Source organism: Oceanobacillus sp. Castelsardo, from assembly GCF_001659985.1.
Lineage (GTDB): Bacteria > Bacillota > Bacilli > Bacillales > Amphibacillaceae > Oceanobacillus.
This window is the reverse complement of sequence record NZ_LYCS01000004.1, coordinates 191,296-212,059: the sequence shown is the minus strand read 5'-3', so window position 1 is coordinate 212,059 and position 20,764 is coordinate 191,296. Positions and strand designations below refer to the sequence as shown.

Here is a 20,764-nt window from a genome sequence, read left to right as displayed (position 1 = left end):
AGATTTTTAAAAAAGAGAGGAGTCGATTTTAATGTTACAACGCATTAAAAAGATGGTAAAGAAAGAGAAAGGATTTACGCTAGTTGAGTTACTAGCAGTTATTGCGATTTTGGCGATTATTTTGGCCATTGCTATTCCAGCAGTTGGGAACATAGTAAGTAAGTCAAAAGATGATGCAGATGAAGCTAACATAGAATTAATAGAAAACGCAGCAAGGTTGGCAGACGTCAGTGGTGAGTTTACAGAAGGAATGACAGTTGATAAATTACATGAATTAGGATATCTAGAAGAAGTTCCAATTGATCCTACAACAGATAATGCGTATTCTGGATCTGTTTCCAAGAGTGACGGGGTATTCAAGTTTACTAAAGGTTCTAACGGTTAGGATGGACAAGGTTAGTCCTAGGTTGATTATAGAAATTTTTTATTAACCCTTTTAGATAGATTATTGTAGTTATGTTTTTTATAAAAATATAGGTTTTTTTTAATTAATAATTTACGCCCTAGCCCTAACTCTAGGGCGTTTTCTTTAATTAACAATACGAAGGAGCAAAATAATGATTTTTATCAATATATTACTTTTCTTCCTCATAGGCCTCGTTTTCGGCTCATTCTTCAACGTCGTCGGTTTACGTCTTCCAAAAAATATACCCTTCGCAAATGACCGTTCCGCTTGTCCATATTGCAATCATCAACTGACATGGTACGAAAATATTCCGCTCTTTTCCTTCCTGATTCAACGTGGGAAATGTAGACATTGTAAGGGGAAAATCTCATATATCTATCCAACTATAGAACTATTCACAGGTGTTCTATTTGCATTGAGTTTTTCAATCATTGGTTTTAAATTCGAATTGATCACAGCCCTATTACTTGTATCCATGCTCATGATTATATTTGTTTCAGATATCAAATATATGCTAATCCCTAATAAAGTTTTACTTTTCTTTCTGCCATTTTTTATTTTGATGCGAGTCCTAGTTCCGCTTGAACCATGGTGGTCACCGATTATAGGTGCTATCATTGGGGTAGTACTTTTGGCTATTATTATTATTTTAAGTCGTGGTGGAATGGGTGCTGGAGATATGAAACTTTTTGGTGTGTTAGGCATTGTGCTTGGTGTACAAAAGGTTTTATTGGCCTTTTTCTTATCTTGTATGATCGGTGCTATTATTGGCGTTTTTTTACTATTAACTAAAATAGTAGGAAGAAAACAGCCAGTCCCATTTGGACCATATATTGTTTTTGGATCACTTATTGCGTATTTTTACGGTGATACATTATTAAACTGGTATATAAACTTGCTATAAGAGGTGACAGCATGAGTTTTTTAAATAAAGGTAGGGTCAATATTGCTATAACGAATCATGTTTTGCGTTATGCTTTTCACAAATCAAATACGATGAACGGATTAATGGAACATGGACAGATTGAAATACCACAGGGTACCATCCAAGATGGAAGATTAATAAATAAGGCCGTATTTACAGAAGTTGTCAATCAGTTAGTCCATCAACATAAATGGAAACGTAAAAATCTTTTTATTGCTATGCCGGATGATACGGTTGTGATAAGACAAATTCAAATACCTGCTTCCTTAACGAAGGATGAAGCAAAAAGTTATATCTATACACAAATTGGAAATCAAATTTATTTACCTTTTTCTAATCCAGTTATCGATATCGAATTATTGGATACAGAGGAAGGTAAACACCATGTACTTTTATATGCTTATCCAAAAGAAAAATTAACAGAATACATAGATGCCTTTCAAAATGCAGGATTAAATCCAACGGCTGCGGACTTAACTTCTCTATCTATATATCGATACTATTATAAAAATAAATCTGATGACAAAAAGCATGTTCTGCTCATCCATTGGAATAATGATTCATTAAGTTTGACCATTATTCAGGAACATAAGGCTGTCTTTACCCGACATATAAAAGTGAACGATATCAGTACGGATTTAGAGGAAGAATCGTTGATGCAGTATGTTAATGATTACCTTATTGAAATTAATCGAATAATTGATTTCTATCGTTATTCTATTACAAAAGGTGAATACCAGATTAACCAATTGATTTTATCTGGTGATTTTCTGTATTTGGCAAAAATAAAACAGTTATTATTCGAGATGGTGGAAATACCAATAGAGAACTTTGAAAGAGATGAACTGAAAGCAACCTATGTGGATGTGCTAGGTTTAGCTTTGAAGAAGGATGTGTAAGGAAAGCGATGAATACAGAGATAAATTTTATTGAAAAAAAGACAAATAAATATTCAGCTTTCCTTTGGTGGGGAATAGCATTTATAATCCTTTTACTCGTGGTAGTTGGTATGTTACTTTATCAAAAAAATCAATATACAACAGAAATGGCTTCCTTGAATAATCAGAAGGAGCAAATCGAAGCATCTATCTTAGAAATACAAAAGGAATATACTGGAAAAAGGGAACTTAAGCAGCTTCAAAAAGATATTCAGGTCTTACAAAGTGAAACAATTCCTACTGTTCCTCTTTATCATGATTTATTAAACATCATCAATTCGGACGATCTATTGAACTATGATTTTTCTGGGGAAGATACAGTTGTGATTCGAGCAGAATTCACTTCACTGGATGATGCTGCTAAAAATATTTCATCTTTATCCAATCTAGATTATGTAAGAGAAACGGAATTAACCAATATTGGTAAACAAGAATCCACATATGAAGCTACGTTAACTTTAACTATTGATCAGGCTGCTTTGTTAAAGGAGTTTAGTACAGATGATTAAAAATTGGCCGAAAAAGCGAACATATATATTAGTAGCGGTAATTGCTGCTGTATTTGCCATTTATGGTATTTCGTACTTTACAATAATAAAGCCGCTTAAAGTAGATAAAGAGGCACTAGCTACAGAGGTTTCTATGTATGAAAACCAATTAGATAAATTACAAAATCAAACAACCGAAGATTTAGATGACGAACTTTTACGGGTTGCCGATTTTGTTCCAAATGAACCTTCCCCAGACAGTATGTTAATAAATATAAACAATATTGCTAGTTCTGCAAATGTCAATATAGACAATATCGCTTCTTCATCAGAATTAGAAGGCGATCATGACGAAGAAGATACAAATTTGCAGGAAAGGTCTTATGCATTAGACGTAGAAGGTAGAAATTTAAAAGATATAAACTCTTTTATGGATAAAGTCATTACAAGTGATAGGCTTATGAGAATTGATACGGTAAATATAGAACAAACGGATACAGATGTTTATCTTACATTAACGGTTACCATATTTTATAAAGGATAGCTCTTTCTTAGGAAGGGGGCTATTTTAATCTACTGTCAATCCCCACTGCTGTACAGCGTTGGTGGTGGAAGATTACTAATAATCTTAGTTTGTTTTTTAAAAATAGGTATGCATACATGTTCGAAAACGATTTTTACCTAGAGTGAAACTATATTTTTGAATTCCAAATGTCGTTTGTTTTGTCTTTTTGGTTGTTGTTGAAATAAGTATCACATGCTAATATTTGAGCACCATAGAAGAAGGAGGGAATCGAATTGGCGGAAGTTTCAAATAATGATTTATTTATGGCGATACAAGAAGTGGCTAATACGGTTAAAGAAATTAATGTTAGATTAGGAAGTGTAAAAAAAGATTAACCAATTTAGAAGGACGAGTTTCTAATCTAGAAAATGAAGTAAAAGAAATGAGAACGGAACTTAAGCAAGATATTCGAAAAGTGGACAAGAAAGTAACACTCCTTTCCAACGAATTATTAGAAGCAAAAGCGGACATCTCTATTCTTCAAGAACAAAGAGGATAAAGCTTGCCAAAGCAGGCTTATTTTTTTTGCCCGAATAATAACTCTTTCCTTACAACTCTTACAATGATCATCTTGTCTAAAATAATAAGTTCTAAAGGGTTCTGGTTTTCATATTTATAGATAGAAAGGGGGATTTTATGAAAAACTACGCAATTTTACGTTTACTATTAGCTGCGTTTTTCCTTTATGTAGCATGGCCGTATTTTCCGTATGCTGCAACGACTGTAGAAAAACTATTTTGGGGGAGTTGGCTAGTATTTCTATTCCTTGTGATAGGAGCGAATTTAGCCACGCTTTTACAAATGACTAAACCACCTGTAATGGAACAGAAGGAGCTAACTGCAAGGCAGGTAGATATGCATTGAGATTCTACAGTTTCAACTGTATAATATTATTTAAAAGATGAGATAGTACAGTTGAAAGCTGGTGATGTTAATGGTGACAACAAAACATGAACAAATCATTCAACATATCATTTCATTAGATGTTGGCCATAAAATTTCTGTACGGCAAATTGCCAAACAATTAAATGTGAGTGATGGAACTGCATATCGAGCGATTAAAGATGCTGAAAATCAAGGACTCGTTAGTACGATAGAGCGTGTAGGAACGATTCGTATTGAGCGTAAGAAGAAAGAGAACTTTGAAAAGTTAACCTTTGCTGAAGTTGTTAATATTATCGATGGACAAGTATTAGGTGGTAGTAATGGTCTTCATAAAACGTTAAGTAAATTTGTTATAGGTGCGATGCAACTTGAAGCGATGATGCGTTATACCGAGGCGGGCTCTTTACTTATTGTAGGGAACCGAATTAAAGCGCATGAGTTAGCTTTAAATGAAGGAGCCGCTGTTTTAATTACTGGTGGATTTGATACAGAGGGACATATTAAAAAATTAGCAGATGACAAAGAGTTGCCAATTATATCCACAAGTTATGATACGTTCACTGTGGCGGCTATGATTAACCGGGCAATATATGACCAATTAATTAAGAAGGAAATTATTTTTGTTGGTGACATTGCCACTACTTTGGAGGAAACGAGTTATATAAAAACAAAGGATACGATTGGAAAATGGTATGAACTTAATGAAAAATCAGGGCATTCTCGTTTTCCGATAGTTGATGAAAAATTACGTGTGATAGGAATGGTTTCTTCTAAAGATATTGTAGGAAAAGATAAAAATATTATTATTGACCGGGTGATGAGTAAGAAACCCCTAGTTGTACAATCAAAAACATCTCTTGCTTCCGTTTCCCATACGATGGTTTGGGAAGGGATAGAAGTGGTTCCAGTAGTTGACAGTTCCGGAATTTTAAAAGGGGTTGTTTCCAGACAAGATGTGCTAAAGGCACTTCAGTATGTACAAAGACAACCGCAAGTAGGAGAAACGATTGATGATATTGTTTCGCGTAACTTGCAATTTTTAGAGGATGAAGAAGTATATACGACAGAAGTAATTCCGCAAATGACAAACCAGTTGGGGACATTGTCGAATGGGGTTTTCACAGCACTTATGACAGAAGCTAGTTCAAGATTATTGCAAAAAGATAGAAAAGCGGATATCGCAATTGAAAATATAACGGTTTATTTTAATAAGCCTGTGCAAATTGAAAGTATATTAACAATCAAACCAACTGTCCTAGGTGTAGGGAGATTATACGCAAAGATAGATGTAGAAGTATTTAGCGAAAATAAATTAGTAGGAAAAGGATTAATCATGGCTCAACTAATCCATCGTTAAATGACGTTTGTTAAAAAAGAAAAAACCAAGCTGAATCGTTCAGCTTGGTTTATTCATGGTTTAGTTATAAGGATTCAATCTTTTCCACTCGTTACGGTAATGTTTATTTTGTTTGAATCCATCGTACATTTGATACATTCCGAGTAATACGAAAATAATTCCGATAAATAAAGAAATACGAGTTAGATAGAAAAAGTATTGATTAATCCCGAAACAAAAAACAAAACTACCAAGACAGATTTTTGATCTCGCATTAAAATAATGTTGAGTAAGGCCATCTTTACTCTTAAGGATAGCAACTTTATAATATACATAGAGTACAAGTGATAAAACAATAAGAATTGGTAAAATAATCATATTATCTCTCCTAGGTAAAATGAAATACAATCCTATTGTATCTTTTTTTAAGCAGGGTTGCTAGATATTAACAATGAAATTACTGAAAAGAGGAGTTTTTACATGTCTATCGATAAAATAATTGATTCCATCCAATCCTATGAAACCATCATTATTCATCGTCATGTTCGTCCAGATCCTGATGCATTAGGTTCTCAAGGTGGATTAAAAGAAATAATAAAAGCATCCTTTCCAGAAAAACAAGTTTATGTAGTTGGTGAAGATGATCCCGATTTAACGTTTTTAATACGAATGGATGAAGTACAAGATTCTTATTATGAAAATGCCTTAGTAATTGTTTGTGATACAGCAAACTCGCCTCGTATTGATGACCAACGATATAATATGGGGAAAAAGCTAATCAAGATTGATCACCATCCAATTGTAGATGAATATGGTGATATTCGTTGGGAAAATACGGAAGCAAGTTCAGTTAGTGAAATGATTTATGAATTTTATAAATTAGGTAAGGAATATAGTTTAAAACTAAATTCTGAAGCTGCAAGATTATTATTTGCTGGGATAGTTGGGGATACAGGGAGATTTATGTTTCCCAATACTACTGAAAAAACATTTCAATATGCTTCTGAACTAATTACATATGATTTTAATAGAACGAAACTATTTACAGATTTATATAGTGTAAAGGATAATATTTCTAGATTAAAAGGGTATATACTACAACAATTTAACCTATACTCATCAGGTCTATGTGTTATTAAGTTAACAAAGGAAATTTTGGCCAAATTTGGTGTTACACCTTCTGAAACTGGACAAATGGTTAATGTAATCAGTGATGTGGAAGGGATACGGGCATGGGTGTTTTTTATTGAGGAAGAAGAACAAATCCGTGTTAGATTGCGTTCGAAAGGGCCTATCATTAATACCATTGCAGAAAAATATAATGGAGGAGGTCATCCATTAGCATCCGGTGCAACAATTTATTCATGGGATGAAGCGGAGGCTGTGATTAGTGATTTAGATAAGGCTTGTAAAAATGATTAAAAGGAGGTGGAATTCCATCTCCCTTTATTCCGTTAATTTTGCTTCTAATGTTAATTTTAACGTTTCAGAAATAATCATTTTAGAAGTATTAAAATAATAAGTAACGTCATTCAATTTATAACTTTTGTTTTCAATAGCCCGTTCTAAAAGGAAATCACTTTCAGCGACGATGGAAACTTTTTCTCCAACTAAATGATTAATTTCATCTTTAACCAATTCTTCCAGTTCATATACGGTTAATCGGTCCAACTTATATTTTTCCCAGTTGTCAATGTTTATTTCAATACTCTCAACGATAGGAGATTTATTTGTTTTTTCATTCAAATCTTCATTACTTTTTGTTAATGCTTCGTTTTGTAACGTTAGTTCACTAATTTTAGACTTTAATTGTTGGTTTTCTTCTAATAACGATTCATACATCGATCCGTGCATATACAAAAGTATGACATATGCAATGATCCCACCTAAAACTGCTCCGACAAAAAAACGTTGCCATGAAGGTTTTTTATAGTAAGGTGGAATATGCATTATGAAATTTCTCCTTGGATAAGCCATTCAAGTAGTAAAGTTGCTGTTTTAACTCCTCCCATTGCGGAGAGTATTAAAAGAACTTGTTTAAATAAATCTAATGTTGATCCATCAAGCAAGCCCTTCTGAAAGTTTTCTATTGCGTCAAATGTTCCTCCAATGGCCGCAACAATAGCCCATATTCGTAAATTATTTGCAATTCGAGTAATGGAACTAACTGGTGCCTCCCCAATTGCAAATGCTGCGATACTTCCTATTATAGAACCACCTATAATTAACCCAAACGCAATGAAGTAACAGTGGATAAAAGTATCAAAAAAACGCTCTTCCATATTTTTACCTCCTTTATGGACAAATAAGAAAGTGTAAAAAATTAGCCTATTAAATCTTTTTATTGGGAAGGCCACGTCCAGCTCCAGCGCTCAGCGACTAGCGAGACTTCCTTCACCTCCGTACGATAAAGAAGACTTGCCGATTGGTGAAACCAGAGGCTTAGTTGCACTTATACCCTTGCGGTGAAAGTCAACATCGACTCACAGAAGAAGGAAGGCCGACTAAGAACGGCCTTTGCGGCCAACGTCGGCACACCCCTATGAAGGGGCGTGTTTCCTTTTCGCATCCAGCATAAGATTCACTATGATTTTACATTCGTAAAATCAAGTTTATCTAATCTCCTACGACAGGGAATGTCCGATTAAGACCGCCGCTTTGCGCGGCAACATCGGACCACCTGGCATGGCCAGGCGCAGTCCGTACGTCGCTAAACGAGCGCTTGCGCTTTTGTTCAAGGTTCTAACACATCTTATGAAATCGATGGACGAGTTATGATATTCTGTATGGATCTAAACGGAATCTTACCGGATGCATGTTCTTTTATAATTGGTATAATAGGATATAGAAAGAAGGCGTGATTTAAAATGGCTTTTACACATTTACATGTTAGAAGTGGCTACAGTTTAATGGATAGTACAATAACGATTGATAAATTAATAGAAAAGGCTAAAAAGCTGCAATTTAATGGACTAGCCTTAACTGATGAACATGTTCTTTATGGGGTTATTCCATTTTACAAGGCATGTGTAAAAAATGGTATAAAGCCCATTATAGGTATGACTGTTTTTGTCGAACAGAATGAGAATATGTTCGAGCTGGTTCTTTTAGCTAAAAATAATAATGGCTATCAAAGTCTTACTCAATTAAGCTCGCACATACAGTTAAATCAACAACATGTTATTTCAAGGAAGATGTTATCGGAATTTACTAATGATGTAATCGGAATATTACCAACAAATAATCCTGTAATAGAGAATTTGTTGATTCATCAACCACATGGGGAAATGCAACATTTCCTAGGGGATTGGCTGGAGTTATTCCTAGTAGGTGATTTTTATTTAGGGATTCAACCGGATGAACAAAGACTCTTTCTATCATTAAAATCATTTCAAGATATGTCAGGAATCTCCGTCGTTCCTTTATGTGATGTACGTTATTTAGATGAAAAAGATGATGTAGCTTTTGATATTTTGCAGTCCATGAAAAAGGGAAAACAATGGGATATGAAATTGTCCTCACCAAGCGTAAAACGTAAACATTTAAGGTCGACATTGGAAATGGAACATATTTTCCAAAGTGAGTGGCCTGAAGTGTTAGAAGAGACCGAGATTATAAAAAATAAATGTAATGTAGCTTTTGACTTTAATAAGAAGTTATTACCTTCATTTCCTCTTCCTGATAATATAAGTGCAGATCAGCACTTAGAAAAGGTTTGTTGGGAAAATGTGAAGAAAAAATATACTACTGTTACGGATGTTATTTCCAAAAGATTGGAATACGAATTAGAAACAATACAAAAGATGAAATTTAGTGATTACTTCCTAATTGTTGCAGATTTTATACAGTATGCGAAAGAAAAAAATATATTGGTTGGACCGGGAAGAGGATCATCTGCAGGTTCCCTTGTTGCCTATCTCTTAGGTATTACGAATGTCGATCCAATTAAATATAATCTTTTATTTGAACGTTTTTTAAATCCTGAAAGAAAAACAATGCCAGATATAGATGTGGATTTTTCGGATGAACGTCGTGATGAAGTGATTGAATATGTACGGAACAAATATGGTGTTGAACATGTTGCGCAAATTATTACTTTTGGTACGTTTGCGGCACGATCATTACTTAGGGAACTTATGAAAACATTGAATGTGGAACAACAAGACATGTATTTTATCTTAAATAAATTACCACAACAGTCATCAAAGAGTCTGACCGTAATTTTAAAAGAGTCAGAAGAATTGAGGGCATATATTACTTCTTCTACTAAATTAAAAATGCTATTTACTGCGGCAATAAAACTAGAAGGAATTCCAAGACATATATCAACTCATGCGGCTGGTGTTGTTATTAGTAATAATCCATTATTAGACCATATACCTCTCACTATTGGAACGAATGAAACACAATTAACGCAATTTACGATGAATGATCTAGAGTCATTAGGTTTGTTAAAAATGGATTTTTTAGGATTACGTAATTTATCCTTTATAGAAAAAATATTAAAATCAATCCAGTTTACAGATTATAAAAGAGTAACTCTTGATCAAATTCCAGAATATGATCAAAAAACATATTTTTTATTACGAAGCGGGAAAACGAATGGGATTTTTCAACTTGAATCTCAAGGAATGAAAAGCGTATTAACTCAATTAAAGCCAGATTCCTTTGAAGATATTGTAGCGGTAAATGCGCTGTTTCGTCCCGGTCCAATGGATTTTATTCCGGTATATATTGCTCGTAAAGAGAAACGTGAATCCATTCAATATCCACATCCAGACTTGGAACCTATCTTGAAACCGACATATGGTGTATTAGTGTACCAAGAACAAATTATGCAAATCGCTAATAAAATTGCTGGATTTAGTTTAGGGGAAGCTGATATTTTAAGAAGGGCTGTTAGTAAAAAGAATCATCAAGTGATGGAAGAACAAAAAGAGGCCTTCATAGAAGGTTGTATGAAGAACGGGTATGAAAAAAGGGTAGCAAACGAAATATTTAGTTGGATTGTTAGATTTTCTAATTATGGTTTTCCTAGAAGTCATGCAGTGGCATATAGTAAGATTTCGTATCATTTGGGTTACTTAAAAGCACATTATCCAGCTAATTTTTTTGCCGAATTATTAAATTCTTTTGGAAATCAGCAGGAAAAATGGAATCTTTACTTGAAAGAAATAAGAGAAATGAATATGAACATTCTTCCACCTTCCATAAATAAAAGCTATGGTAGGTATTCCGTTGAAAAAGGACAAATTCGAATCGGACTTGCAGCAATTAAAGGTGTGGGTAATCAAGCGATTAAAGAAATACTAAATGTTAGGAAAAACGGTGCCTTTAAACATTTATATGATTTTTGTTTACGAGTAGATTTAAAACTTGTTAATCGACAAACGATGGAAAATTTAATTATGGCCGGCGTGTTTGACGATAGTTATTCAAATCGCGCAAGTTTATTAGCATCCTTGGATCAAGCGAGAGAACAAGGTGAATTATTTAGTGAATTTTCAGGTCAATCTAGTTTCTTTCGAAATGAACTTTTATTCGAAATGGATTATGTGCAAATTGAAGATTTTAGTATAGCAAAAAAATTAGCCGATGAGAAAGAGTTGATAGGGACATTCGTTTCAAGTCACCCGTTAAAGGAATTCCGTCCAGACCTCAGAGGAAATGGCTATCTCGCTTTGCGGGAAGTACAAAGATTTATTGGTAAGCGTCATATTTCTTCCGTTGTACTTATTCAATCACTTAGAGAAATTAGAACGAAGCGTGGAGATTCGATGGCATTTCTTGTAGTTGGTGATGAGACGGGTGAGGTGGATGCTGTTGTATTCCCAGAACTTTATCGTAACATTAACCGATGGCTGAAAGAGGAGCTAATGATCACTATTAAAGGAAAAGTAGAATATAGAAATAACAAATTACAGTGGGTCTTGGAGGATGTTCAACCATTTAGAGCAAATGATTTAGATCAAAATTCAAATAAAAAAATGTTTGTTAAAGTTCTGCCGAATAAAAAACATGATGCTTTACAAACTATTCAGCAAATCGCTAATAAATATCCTGGGAGTACATCTATCATTATTTATCACGAGGAAACGAAACAAACTTATCAACTTTCTCAAGGTTATAATATTCATGCTAATTATGAAAGTTTAAAAGCATTAAAACATTTTTTTGGTGATGTAAATGTAGTATTAAAAAAATAATTGAAGTATTATAGTGCATTCTGGAAAGCGCAAGTTTTTTCGATAAATAAAAAAGGCGTTACTTTACATGATTCATCCATCTGATATAATGTAGGATTATAAGTGGTCAGACCACTAGGGGCAATTGTTATTATATTTATTTATAAATCAAAGGGGCGAATAATAAAAATGGCAAGTCTAAAAGAAGAAGCACTACACATGCATAAGGTAAATAAAGGAAAATTAACTATTGAATCTAAAGTTCCAGTTAGAAATTCAAAAGATCTAAGTTTAGCATATTCACCAGGTGTGGCAGAGCCTTGTAAAGAAATACATGATCGCAAAGAAACAGTATATGATTATACAATGAAAGGGAATATGGTTGCTGTAGTTAGTGATGGTTCAGCGGTATTAGGTCTTGGAAATATTGGTCCTGAGGCAGCTCTTCCTGTCATGGAAGGTAAATCTGTATTATTTAAAGCATTTGCGGGTGTGGACTCATTTCCTATCTGTTTAGATACGCATGATGTAGATAAAATTGTGGAAACTGTTAAATTAATGGAACCAACTTTTGGTGGTGTTAATTTAGAAGATATTGCCGCTCCTAATTGCTTTATTATTGAAGAACGACTTAAAAATGAAACAAATATTCCTATATTCCATGATGATCAGCATGGTACTGCAATTGTAACGGTAGCTGGATTAATTAATGCATTAAAACTTGTTGAAAAATCTTTTTCAAATATACGTGTAGTGGCTAATGGTGCTGGAGCTGCTGGTATTGCTATTATTAAGCTGCTTAAACATTTTGGAGTGCATGATGTGATTATGTGTGACTCTAAAGGTGCTATATTTGAAGGTAGAACGTATGGAATGAACAGTGTGAAAGAAGAGGTAGCAAAATATACAAATAGAAACAAAATCGAAGGTAGTTTAAACGAAGTATTAGAAGGAGCCGATGTTTTTATTGGGGTTTCTGTTGGTGGGGCACTAACTAAAGAAATGATTTCAAAAATGAATGATAACCCTATTATCTTTGCGATGGCAAACCCAGAGCCTGAAGTAATGCCTGAAGTGGCAAAGGAAGCGGGAGCTAAAGTTATCGGTACAGGACGTTCTGATTTTCCAAACCAAGTAAATAACGTTTTGGCATTTCCAGGAATATTCCGTGGTGCTTTAGATGTTCGTGCTACAAGAATTAATGAGGAAATGAAAATTGCTGCTGCGGAGGCTATAGCTTCCCTTATTACAGAAAAAGAACTTCATGATGATTATGTGATTCCTGCTCCTTTTGATGAACGTGTTGCTCCTGCTGTTGCAGCAAGTGTCGCAAGAGCTGCGATGAAAACAGGAGTGGCAAGAATTACACTGGATCCAGAAGAAATTGCTGAAAAAACAAGAAAACTAACAAAAAAATAAAATTCCGGTCAATCCTTTAAAGGAGAAGATACTGATTGTGTCAAGGATACCAAATCAGAAAGCTTACCATGGTGTACTAGAGCAAATTCGTATTTTTATTCATAAAAACCTTTTAAAACCAGGTGATAAACTCCCATCTGAAAGAGAACTTGCAGAAACTTTAGGTATGGGAAGGTCTTCCGTACGTGAGGCGCTTCGTGCACTTGAATTATTAGGAATTATCGAAACTAGGAAAGGGGAAGGGACTTTTTTAGGTTCCTACCGTCCTTTTCAAACAGTTGAAATATTAGCATCCTTTATTTTAGGTAATAATAGTACGAAAGATGATATTATTGCAACACGCAAATTAATAGAAAAAGAAGCAGCAAAACTAGCAATTGGAAAATTAGAAGATAAAGATATTATACAATTTAAAAAAATAATTCATGACTTAAATAATAATCCAAAGCAAATGCACATCGATTTTTTCTCTCTTCTTTTAAATAAAACAGAGAATGAACTATTGTTGATAATCTGGCAACTGATGATGGAGTTCTCCCAAACGTTTGATAATGAATTATATGAATCTCAATTCTATCAACAATTAGTTCATCTCTATACTAAAGAAGATTATTCACTAATTGAAAATTTATTCATGAAACAGTTATTCAGTTAAATATATTCTTATTCCCGTAATTATGACAATATTTTTAAATGCCTTTTGTTATACTTCAGGAAAGTCTATCATTGACAGATCTTTGTTATCTTAGCAATGGTCAAATATTTCTAATGAAAAGGTAGAGATGTGCAGAGCAAAGGAGGAAACATTTTGCAGCTTAAAGAAATTTTTACAAAAAGAAAGAAATATGCAACAATTCCAAATGAAAATAGTAAGATTGATGTACCACGTGGATTAATGCAAAAATGCAAAAATTGTAACAAAATATATTACCGTAAAGAAATGGAAAAGTCTTTAAACGTTTGTCCCAATTGTGGATATCATCATCCGCTTTCAGCTTGGGAACGCGTTGATATTTTATTTGACGATAATACCTTTAAAGAATGGGATGCCAATATAACCTCGTCAAACCCTTTAAATTTTCCAGGATATGAAGAAAAGGTATTAAAAGACCGTGAAAAAACTGGACTAAATGAAGGGGTAGTAACAGGTAAAGGGATGATTAATGGACAAAAAACTGCTTTCGCTGTAATGGATTCATACTTTAGAATGGGGAGCATGGGTTCTGTTGTCGGAGAAAAAATTGCTAGAGCAATAGAAAATGCTAGGAAAGAATCTCTCCCTTTCATCATTTTTACAGCTTCAGGTGGAGCCAGAATGCAAGAAGGAATTCTTAGTTTAATGCAAATGGCAAAAACCTCTATAGCAATTAAGAGGTTTAGTAATGATGGTGGTTTAATGATCTCTATTATGACCCATCCAACAACTGGTGGAGTCTCAGCTAGCTTTGCATCGATTGGGGATTATAACTTTGCAGAGCCGGGAGCATTAATAGGATTTGCTGGTAGAAAAGTAATTGAACAGACCATCCGTGAAAAGCTCCCTAAGGATTTTCAAACGTCGGAATTCTTAATGGAACATGGGCAGTTAGATAAAATTATTCACAGACACGAAATGAAAGACCTTCTTACGACGATTCTAGAGATGCATCAAAAGGAGGTTGATTGACGTGAAGCAAATCCTCGAGTTTGAAAAACCGATTATTAATTTGAAAGAAAAAATTGCCGAATTGAAAAAGTTTACAGCAGATAGTGAGATTGACTTAACTGAAGAAATACAAACATTGGAAAATAGGTTGGAACAGTTAGAAGATGATATCTATGGCAATTTAAAACCATGGGACCGTGTTCAAATGGCAAGGCATTCTGAAAGACCAACTACGCTTGATTATGTCCAACATCTATTTACTAACTTTATTGAATTTCACGGGGATCGTCGTTTTGGTGATGATCATGCTATTGTGGCGGGTATTGCATATTATAAGGACAATCCTGTAACAGTTATAGGTCACCAACGAGGAAAAGATACGAAAGAAAATATTAAACGAAATTTTGGTATGCCACATCCAGAGGGGTACCGTAAAGCTTTACGTCATATGGTACAGGCTCAAAAGTTCAATCGCCCAATTATTACATTTATTGATACTAAAGGTGCATATCCCGGAAGAGCAGCTGAAGAACGTGGTCAGAGTGAGGCCATTGCCAAAAACCTTATGGAAATGGCTGGATTTACTGTTCCTATTGTATGTATTGTTATAGGTGAAGGTGGTAGTGGCGGAGCTTTAGGTTTGGGTATTGGTGATCATATTCATATGTTAGAGAACTCTACATATTCTGTCATTTCGCCAGAAGGAGCAGCTTCCATTTTGTGGAAAGATGCTACTTTAGCTAAAAAAGCAGCGGAATCTATGAGAATCACCGCTAATGATTTGAAAGAACTAAATGTCATTGATCAAGTTATTCCGGAACCAAAAGGTGGCGCACATCAAAACATACAAGAACAAGTTAAAAATATTGATTTATCTCTAGAGAACTCGCTAAAGGAATTAAATAATTTGTCAACATCGGAATTATTAGAAAAAAGATGGGAAAAATATAAAAATATAGGTGATTATAAACTGTTATAATCAAAACTGATGAAAGACTGATAAGATATTTGTCAGTCTTTCATTTTTCTCTTTATTTCAAAAATTTATTTTTCGACTATTTTCAAGGATATTTGTTGATATTTGTAGAGTTTTAATTTATCTTAAACATATATAGATTATTATGAAACAGTTGTTTAAAATGAGTTAGTACAGCTCTTATAAATAAAATTTAAGTCTACTGAGGTGGAAAAATGGTTAAGAAAATTGGTGTGTTAACAAGTGGTGGAGATGCACCTGGTATGAATGCAGCAATTCGTGCTGTAGTTAGAAAAGCAATATACCACGATGTTGAAGTATACGGAATTAAATATGGTTACCAAGGATTGATGGAGGGTAACATAAAAAGAATGGATATCGGTTCTGTTGGTGATATTATTCATCGTGGAGGTACTATCCTAGCTTCAGCTAGAAGTCAGGAATTCAAAACAGAAGAAGGACAACAGAGGGCTATCGAACAACTAAATAAATGGGGAATTGAAGGCCTTGTTGTTATCGGTGGAGATGGTAGCTTCCGTGGTGCACAAAAATTAACAAGTAAAGGATTTCCGTGCATTGGGGTGCCAGGGACGATTGATAATGATATACCTGGAACAGATTTTACCATTGGTTTCGATACGTCTCTAAATACAGTCGTAGAAGCAATTGACAAAGTTCGTGATACAGCTACATCTCATGAGCGTACATATATTATTGAGACGATGGGTAGAGACGCAGGTGATTTAGCTTTATGGGCTGGATTAGCTGGTGGTGCAGAAAGTATAATTATTCCCGAGATGGATGAAGAGTTTGCAGATATTTGTCATAGGTTGGAGCGCAGTCGTGAGAGAGGTAAAAAACATAGTATAATTGTTTTAGCAGAAGGCGTTGGAAATGGTTTCGAATACGGTGACCGAATTAAGAAGGAAACAGGTATAGAAACAAGGGTTACTGTATTAGGATATATTCAACGCGGAGGTTCTCCAACTGCTCAAGATAGAGTGTTAGCAAGTCGTCTTGGTGCCAGAGCTGTTGAACTTTTAATCGAGAATAAATCCGACCGAATGGTAGGAATACAACAAAATGAAATAGTGGATAATGACATCAATGATATTCTGTCAGGTAAACACCATCTTAATAAGGGGATGTATAATTTATCCAAAGAGTTATCGATTTAATTACCGCTGAGGAGGAATTCAATAATGAGAAATACTAAAATTGTTTGTACAATTGGACCGGCTTCTGAGTCTATTGAAACATTGGAAAAGCTAATCGAGGCTGGAATGAATGTGGCTCGATTAAATTTTTCGCATGGGGATTTTGATGAACATAGCGCAAGAATAATAAATATTCGTAAAGCAGCAGAAAATAAAAAGAAAACAGTAGCAATCCTTTTAGATACAAAAGGTCCTGAGATAAGAACAGGTAATTTTGTAAATGGACAAGATGAAATCATTGCTGGTAAAACAGTATATATTTCCATGAATGAAATAGAAGGAACAGCAGAACGTTTTTCAGTTACATACCCAGGTTTAATTGATGATGTTCATGAAGGCTCTAAAATTCTTCTTGATGACGGATTGATTGAATTAGAAGTAACTGCTATAGATAAACATACTAATGAAATTAGAACAACCGCATTAAATAGCGGCACCATTAAAAATAAAAAAGGTGTAAACGTACCGAATGTTTCTGTAAAACTTCCTGGTTTAACCGAAAAAGATAAAAAAGATATTGAGTTTGGGATTGAACAAGATGTTGATTTTATCGCTGCTTCATTTGTTCGTCGTGCATCCGATGTGTTGGAAATTAGAGAGGTATTAGAGAATAATAATGCAGCCCATATCAAAATCATCCCTAAGATTGAGAATCAAGAGGGGATTGATAACATCGATCGCATTTTACAAGTTAGTGATGGATTAATGGTTGCTAGAGGAGACTTAGGTGTTGAAATTCCAGCCGAAGATGTTCCGCTAGTACAAAAAGATCTAATTAAAAAATGTAATAATGCAGGGAAGCCAGTTATAACAGCTACACAAATGTTAGATTCTATGCAGCGTAACCCACGTCCTACAAGAGCAGAGGCTTCAGACGTTGCTAATGCTATTTTTGATGGTACAGATGCTATTATGTTATCTGGTGAAACAGCGGCAGGTAATTATCCAGTAGAATCGGTTCAAACAATGAATAATATTGCTTTAAAAGCAGAATCAGCACTAGATCATCATGCTATTTTAGAAGAACGTTCTAAAGAAGTGGATATGAATATTGCAGAAGCAATTACGCAATCTGTTTCTCATACTGCAATGAATCTCAGTATTGATACAATCATTGCTCCGACAGAAAGTGGACATACTCCTAGTATGATTTCCAAATATCGTCCGAAAGCAAGTATATTAGCTGTGACATTCAATGAAAAAGTTAATCGTCAACTTTCGCTTGTATGGGGTGTTCATGCAGTGATGGGAAGAGAAACCACTTCTACAGACGAAATGTTAGATGTTGCTATTGACAGTGGTCTTGAATCAGGACTATGTCAAAGAGGAAACCGTGTCATTATAGCAGCAGGGGTTCCGGTTGGGGAAAGTGGAACAACTAACCTAATTAAAGTCCATGTCATTGGTGATGTTATAGCTAAAGGCCAAGGAATTGGTAAGCGAACTGCCTATGGAAAGGTAGTGAAAGTAAAAAATGCAGACGAGGCTATTGCAAAAGTTGGACATGGTGATATTATAGTTGCCTATGGTACGGACCGTGATATGATGCAAGCTTTAGAAAAAGCGAGCGGAATTATTACGGTTGAGGGTGGCTTAACATCACATGCTGCTGTTGTTGGCTTAAATCTTGGGATTCCAGTAATTGTAGGTGTTGACAACGCATTTGAAGTTATTGAAGATGGTCAAGAACTTACTATTGATGGGACCAAAGGTGATATTTATAAAGGCCATGCCAAGGTTCTATAATAGGATATTCAAAAGAGTCTGATGAAAAAGACACTTCGCATTTCTTCGTTGCCTTGCTTTTCCGCTGCTCACGTATTAATAGTATACGTTTCGCTGCTCAAAGCTACGCCGCCTTGAATTGCTTGGTCCTTTTCATCCTCCTTTTTGAAAGGTTCTTTAATTGGATGTTCAAATAATACAAACAATAAAAATCGGCTATTTTGCCGATTTTTATTGTTATAATAAGGTGGATTAAGTAAATGCGATTGCGATGGTTATTATTAGCTTTATTAATTCTTCCTGCCTGTGAAATAGGTGTTTTTGTGTGGATTGGAGGAAAAATCGGGCCATTGTGGGTAGTATTTCTAATACTATTTACAGGAGTAATAGGTATAACGATTGCCAAGATGCAAGGTACCCAGACTATACAAAAAGCAAGGTTATCCATGAATAGTGGGAAAATCCCAACAGAACAAATCATGGATGGAATTTGTATCTTAATTGGTGCAGTATTTTTATTATCTCCAGGTTTTATTACGGATGCCATCGGCCTTTCTCTTGTTCTCCCAATCATGAGGAAGCCAATAAAAAAGATTTTATACAACCTAATAAAAAGTAAAATGGATAACGGAACTTTTATTTTCCGTAGATGGTAAATCGTTCATCCTTTTACAAATGTCTTAAGTAATTTAAATACACCAGTCTGATAACATACATTAATTAGAATGAGAATAAGTGGGGTAATAATCAATCCAAAAAACCCCCAAATTTTAAACCCAATAAAGTAACCAATTAAAGCGAAAAGCGAATGGATCCCCATATTAGATGATAAAATTTTCGGTTCCAAAATTTGTCTACTAATTATAACTATCATATAAAGGATGGACAAACCAATAGTAAGAGCGTAGTTTCCACTTACAAACAAATAAATAATCCAAGGAATAAATATAATACCAATACCAACAAAAGGGATTAAATCAACAAGTGCACTGAATATCGCAATTGTTAAGGCTTGGTCAACATTAAGAATGAGAAGCCCGATAAAAATGGTTATTCCAGAGATACTAATTAACATAAATTGTGCCCTCATAAATCCCCCTATCCCTTTTTTAAAATGAATGCTTAGTTCTTTTGAGATAGAATTAACTTTTTTAGGAATGAGCTTTATTACTCTTTTTTTTAATGAATACCATTCATTGGAAATGATAAATGTTCCAATAATAATAAAGATAAAAATAGCTATTGAATTAGGAAGCAAACCTAGAAAATTTGGAATAAAGATAAGAAAGTCCTGTAAAAAGGTTGACCCTGTTGTTCCAATATGGTTCATTATTTCTTCTAAGCTATTTTTTATAGTAGTTTGTTGTGTGGTGTCAAGCGCTAAGAAAAAAGATAATATTTTTTGTTGAATTGGCAAAATAGTAGTATTAATAAAATCCTTCATATAAATGACGAATTCTTGGAAATAGATTGGTAATTTATCCGCCAGAAATAATGTCCCTTGATAAATTTCAAAGATAACTATAAGTAGAAAGCCAAACAAACTTAAAAAAATGATACAAATACTAATTACGACAGAAAGAGCCCTTGGGAAATGTAATGATCTTTGTAAGAAGTTTACAAATGGGTTCATAAGGTAAGCGAATAATAATGCAATAATGATTGGATATACATAAGGAAATGAAAGAATAAGGATAAAATATCCAGTCACTAATAAAACTATTAAAAGTGAAAATCGTAAAAATTGCATCCCATATTGTTTATACATAATGACCTCCCAATGAACTGCAACTACAATCTTTCTTTTACTTTACTTATGCTATATACAAGAAAAATAGACATAGAATTTACCGTACTAATTTGTATTATTTAATAGATATTTTTCGTTAAATTTAAAAAGTTAAACGGTTTCAATTCACATTCTGTTCATTTTACTTTATAATTGATTTTGGGGGAGACAATATTTATAACCAAATAAATGAATATTTCCTAAAAATTGAATTAATGATATACTAAATAATATAAATATTGTCTGAAAGTTATAAGTAATATAT

The 20,764-nt window shown here is 34.1% G+C and carries 20 protein-coding genes and 1 pseudogene; 17 read left to right on the top strand and 4 right to left on the bottom strand.

All coding sequences use genetic code 11. The annotated features are described in order from the left end of the window. The first annotated feature begins 31 nt into the window (after positions 1-31). The 8 genes and pseudogenes from A9178_RS09475 to A9178_RS09445 all read left to right on the top strand — a co-directional run bounded on the left by A9178_RS09475 (position 32) and on the right by A9178_RS09445 (position 5,564). On the top strand, positions 32-385 hold the full coding sequence (locus tag A9178_RS09475; RefSeq protein ID WP_068674675.1) for a prepilin-type N-terminal cleavage/methylation domain-containing protein: 354 nt from the start codon (positions 32-34) through the stop codon (positions 383-385). Between the two features lie 172 nt (positions 386-557). Beyond that, a pseudogene (locus tag A9178_RS19645) lies at positions 558-818 on the top strand (prepilin peptidase); the annotation flags it as partial. A gap of 3 nt (positions 819-821) precedes the next feature. Further along, a complete protein-coding gene (locus A9178_RS19640) occupies positions 822-1,310 on the top strand; it encodes a prepilin peptidase (RefSeq protein ID WP_369801969.1) in 489 nt (162 codons plus the stop codon). An 11-nt stretch (positions 1,311-1,321) separates the two neighbouring features. After that, positions 1,322-2,230 carry a type IV pilus biogenesis protein PilM gene (gene pilM, locus A9178_RS09465; RefSeq protein ID WP_068674673.1) on the top strand — a complete coding sequence of 303 codons (909 nt, stop codon included), beginning with the start codon at positions 1,322-1,324 and terminating at the stop codon, positions 2,228-2,230. An 8-nt stretch (positions 2,231-2,238) separates the two neighbouring features. Next, complete coding sequence (locus tag A9178_RS09460; protein ID WP_068674672.1) at positions 2,239-2,778, top strand: hypothetical protein; 540 nt, start codon at positions 2,239-2,241, stop codon at positions 2,776-2,778. Further along, entirely contained in the window at positions 2,771-3,301 is a 531-nt protein-coding gene (pilO, locus tag A9178_RS09455; RefSeq protein ID WP_068674670.1) for a type 4a pilus biogenesis protein PilO, read from the top strand. Before A9178_RS09460 ends, pilO begins: the two co-directional genes overlap by 8 nt. Before the next feature lie 657 nt (positions 3,302-3,958). Next, positions 3,959-4,186 (top strand): hypothetical protein, encoded by a 228-nt coding sequence (locus A9178_RS09450; protein WP_068674668.1) that lies wholly within the window; start codon positions 3,959-3,961, stop codon positions 4,184-4,186. 73 nt (positions 4,187-4,259) lie between these two features. Continuing rightward, the gene (locus A9178_RS09445; RefSeq protein ID WP_068674900.1) at positions 4,260-5,564 is read left to right on the top strand and encodes a DRTGG domain-containing protein; all 1,305 of its coding nucleotides are present in this window, start codon (positions 4,260-4,262) and stop codon (positions 5,562-5,564) included. Between the two features lie 60 nt (positions 5,565-5,624). On the opposite strand, the gene A9178_RS09440 is transcribed toward A9178_RS09445, so the two are convergent. Next, positions 5,625-5,921, bottom strand: coding sequence for a YtpI family protein (locus A9178_RS09440; RefSeq protein WP_068674666.1), 297 nt, complete (start codon positions 5,919-5,921; stop codon positions 5,625-5,627). A 102-nt stretch (positions 5,922-6,023) separates the two neighbouring features. On the opposite strand from A9178_RS09440, the gene A9178_RS09435 reads away from it, so the two are divergent. Continuing rightward, on the top strand, positions 6,024-6,965 hold the full coding sequence (locus tag A9178_RS09435) for a DHH family phosphoesterase (protein WP_068674664.1): 942 nt from the start codon (positions 6,024-6,026) through the stop codon (positions 6,963-6,965). Positions 6,966-6,989: 24 nt separating this feature from the next. Here A9178_RS09435 and ytrI read toward each other — a convergent pair whose 3' ends face one another. Beyond that, the gene (gene ytrI / locus A9178_RS09430) at positions 6,990-7,493 is read right to left on the bottom strand and encodes a sporulation membrane protein YtrI (RefSeq protein WP_068674662.1); all 504 of its coding nucleotides are present in this window, start codon (positions 7,491-7,493) and stop codon (positions 6,990-6,992) included. After that, positions 7,493-7,825, bottom strand: coding sequence for a sporulation membrane protein YtrH (gene ytrH / locus A9178_RS09425; RefSeq protein WP_068674659.1), 333 nt, complete (start codon positions 7,823-7,825; stop codon positions 7,493-7,495). The genes ytrI and ytrH overlap by 1 nt, the downstream gene beginning before the upstream one ends. Positions 7,826-8,410: 585 nt before the next feature. On the opposite strand from ytrH, the gene dnaE reads away from it, so the two are divergent. The 8 genes from dnaE to A9178_RS09385 all read left to right on the top strand — a co-directional run bounded on the left by dnaE (position 8,411) and on the right by A9178_RS09385 (position 19,366). Beyond that, positions 8,411-11,749 carry a DNA polymerase III subunit alpha gene (gene dnaE, locus A9178_RS09420; protein ID WP_068674656.1) on the top strand — a complete coding sequence of 1,113 codons (3,339 nt, stop codon included), beginning with the start codon at positions 8,411-8,413 and terminating at the stop codon, positions 11,747-11,749. 168 nt (positions 11,750-11,917) lie between these two features. Beyond that, positions 11,918-13,147, top strand: a complete 1,230-nt coding sequence (gene ystJ, locus A9178_RS09415; RefSeq protein WP_068674654.1) for an NADP-dependent malic enzyme — start codon at positions 11,918-11,920, stop codon at positions 13,145-13,147. A gap of 37 nt (positions 13,148-13,184) precedes the next feature. Next, the gene (locus A9178_RS09410; protein WP_068674652.1) at positions 13,185-13,802 is read left to right on the top strand and encodes a FadR/GntR family transcriptional regulator; all 618 of its coding nucleotides are present in this window, start codon (positions 13,185-13,187) and stop codon (positions 13,800-13,802) included. A gap of 153 nt (positions 13,803-13,955) precedes the next feature. Then, the gene (gene accD / locus A9178_RS09405) at positions 13,956-14,813 is read left to right on the top strand and encodes an acetyl-CoA carboxylase, carboxyltransferase subunit beta (protein ID WP_068674650.1); all 858 of its coding nucleotides are present in this window, start codon (positions 13,956-13,958) and stop codon (positions 14,811-14,813) included. Between the two features lies 1 nt (position 14,814). After that, positions 14,815-15,771, top strand: coding sequence for an acetyl-CoA carboxylase carboxyl transferase subunit alpha (gene accA, locus A9178_RS09400; RefSeq protein ID WP_068674648.1), 957 nt, complete (start codon positions 14,815-14,817; stop codon positions 15,769-15,771). A 212-nt stretch (positions 15,772-15,983) separates the two neighbouring features. Next, positions 15,984-16,946: a 6-phosphofructokinase gene (gene pfkA / locus A9178_RS09395; RefSeq protein ID WP_068674646.1), complete on the top strand. Its 963-nt coding sequence runs from the start codon at positions 15,984-15,986 to the stop codon at positions 16,944-16,946. A gap of 24 nt (positions 16,947-16,970) precedes the next feature. After that, entirely contained in the window at positions 16,971-18,731 is a 1,761-nt protein-coding gene (gene pyk / locus A9178_RS09390) for a pyruvate kinase (protein ID WP_068674644.1), read from the top strand. 239 nt (positions 18,732-18,970) lie between these two features. Further along, a complete protein-coding gene (locus tag A9178_RS09385; RefSeq protein ID WP_068674642.1) occupies positions 18,971-19,366 on the top strand; it encodes an FxsA family protein in 396 nt (131 codons plus the stop codon). A 5-nt stretch (positions 19,367-19,371) separates the two neighbouring features. Here the strand turns inward: A9178_RS09385 and ytvI are convergent, their stop codons facing one another. Beyond that, a complete protein-coding gene (gene ytvI / locus A9178_RS09380; protein ID WP_068674640.1) occupies positions 19,372-20,478 on the bottom strand; it encodes a sporulation integral membrane protein YtvI in 1,107 nt (368 codons plus the stop codon). Between the last annotated feature and the right edge of the window lie 286 nt (positions 20,479-20,764).

Excerpts from the sequence above, each read along its gene's own strand:
- A9178_RS09475 (WP_068674675.1), top strand. The coding sequence starts at position 32 with ATGTTACAACGCATTAAAAAGATGGTAAAGAAAGAGAAAGGATTTACG.
- pilM (WP_068674673.1), top strand. The coding sequence starts at position 1,322 with ATGAGTTTTTTAAATAAAGGTAGGGTCAATATTGCTATAACGAATCAT.
- A9178_RS09460 (WP_068674672.1), top strand. The coding sequence starts at position 2,239 with ATGAATACAGAGATAAATTTTATTGAAAAAAAGACAAATAAATATTCA.
- pilO (WP_068674670.1), top strand. The coding sequence starts at position 2,771 with ATGATTAAAAATTGGCCGAAAAAGCGAACATATATATTAGTAGCGGTA.
- A9178_RS09450 (WP_068674668.1), top strand. The coding sequence starts at position 3,959 with ATGAAAAACTACGCAATTTTACGTTTACTATTAGCTGCGTTTTTCCTT.
- A9178_RS09440 (WP_068674666.1), bottom strand. The coding sequence starts at position 5,921 with ATGATTATTTTACCAATTCTTATTGTTTTATCACTTGTACTCTATGTA.
- A9178_RS09435 (WP_068674664.1), top strand. The coding sequence starts at position 6,024 with ATGTCTATCGATAAAATAATTGATTCCATCCAATCCTATGAAACCATC.
- ytrI (WP_068674662.1), bottom strand. The coding sequence starts at position 7,493 with ATGCATATTCCACCTTACTATAAAAAACCTTCATGGCAACGTTTTTTT.
- ytrH (WP_068674659.1), bottom strand. The coding sequence starts at position 7,825 with ATGGAAGAGCGTTTTTTTGATACTTTTATCCACTGTTACTTCATTGCG.
- dnaE (WP_068674656.1), top strand. The coding sequence starts at position 8,411 with ATGGCTTTTACACATTTACATGTTAGAAGTGGCTACAGTTTAATGGAT.
- ystJ (WP_068674654.1), top strand. The coding sequence starts at position 11,918 with ATGGCAAGTCTAAAAGAAGAAGCACTACACATGCATAAGGTAAATAAA.
- pfkA (WP_068674646.1), top strand. The coding sequence starts at position 15,984 with ATGGTTAAGAAAATTGGTGTGTTAACAAGTGGTGGAGATGCACCTGGT.
- pyk (WP_068674644.1), top strand. The coding sequence starts at position 16,971 with ATGAGAAATACTAAAATTGTTTGTACAATTGGACCGGCTTCTGAGTCT.
- A9178_RS09385 (WP_068674642.1), top strand. The coding sequence starts at position 18,971 with ATGCGATTGCGATGGTTATTATTAGCTTTATTAATTCTTCCTGCCTGT.
- ytvI (WP_068674640.1), bottom strand. The coding sequence starts at position 20,478 with ATGTATAAACAATATGGGATGCAATTTTTACGATTTTCACTTTTAATA.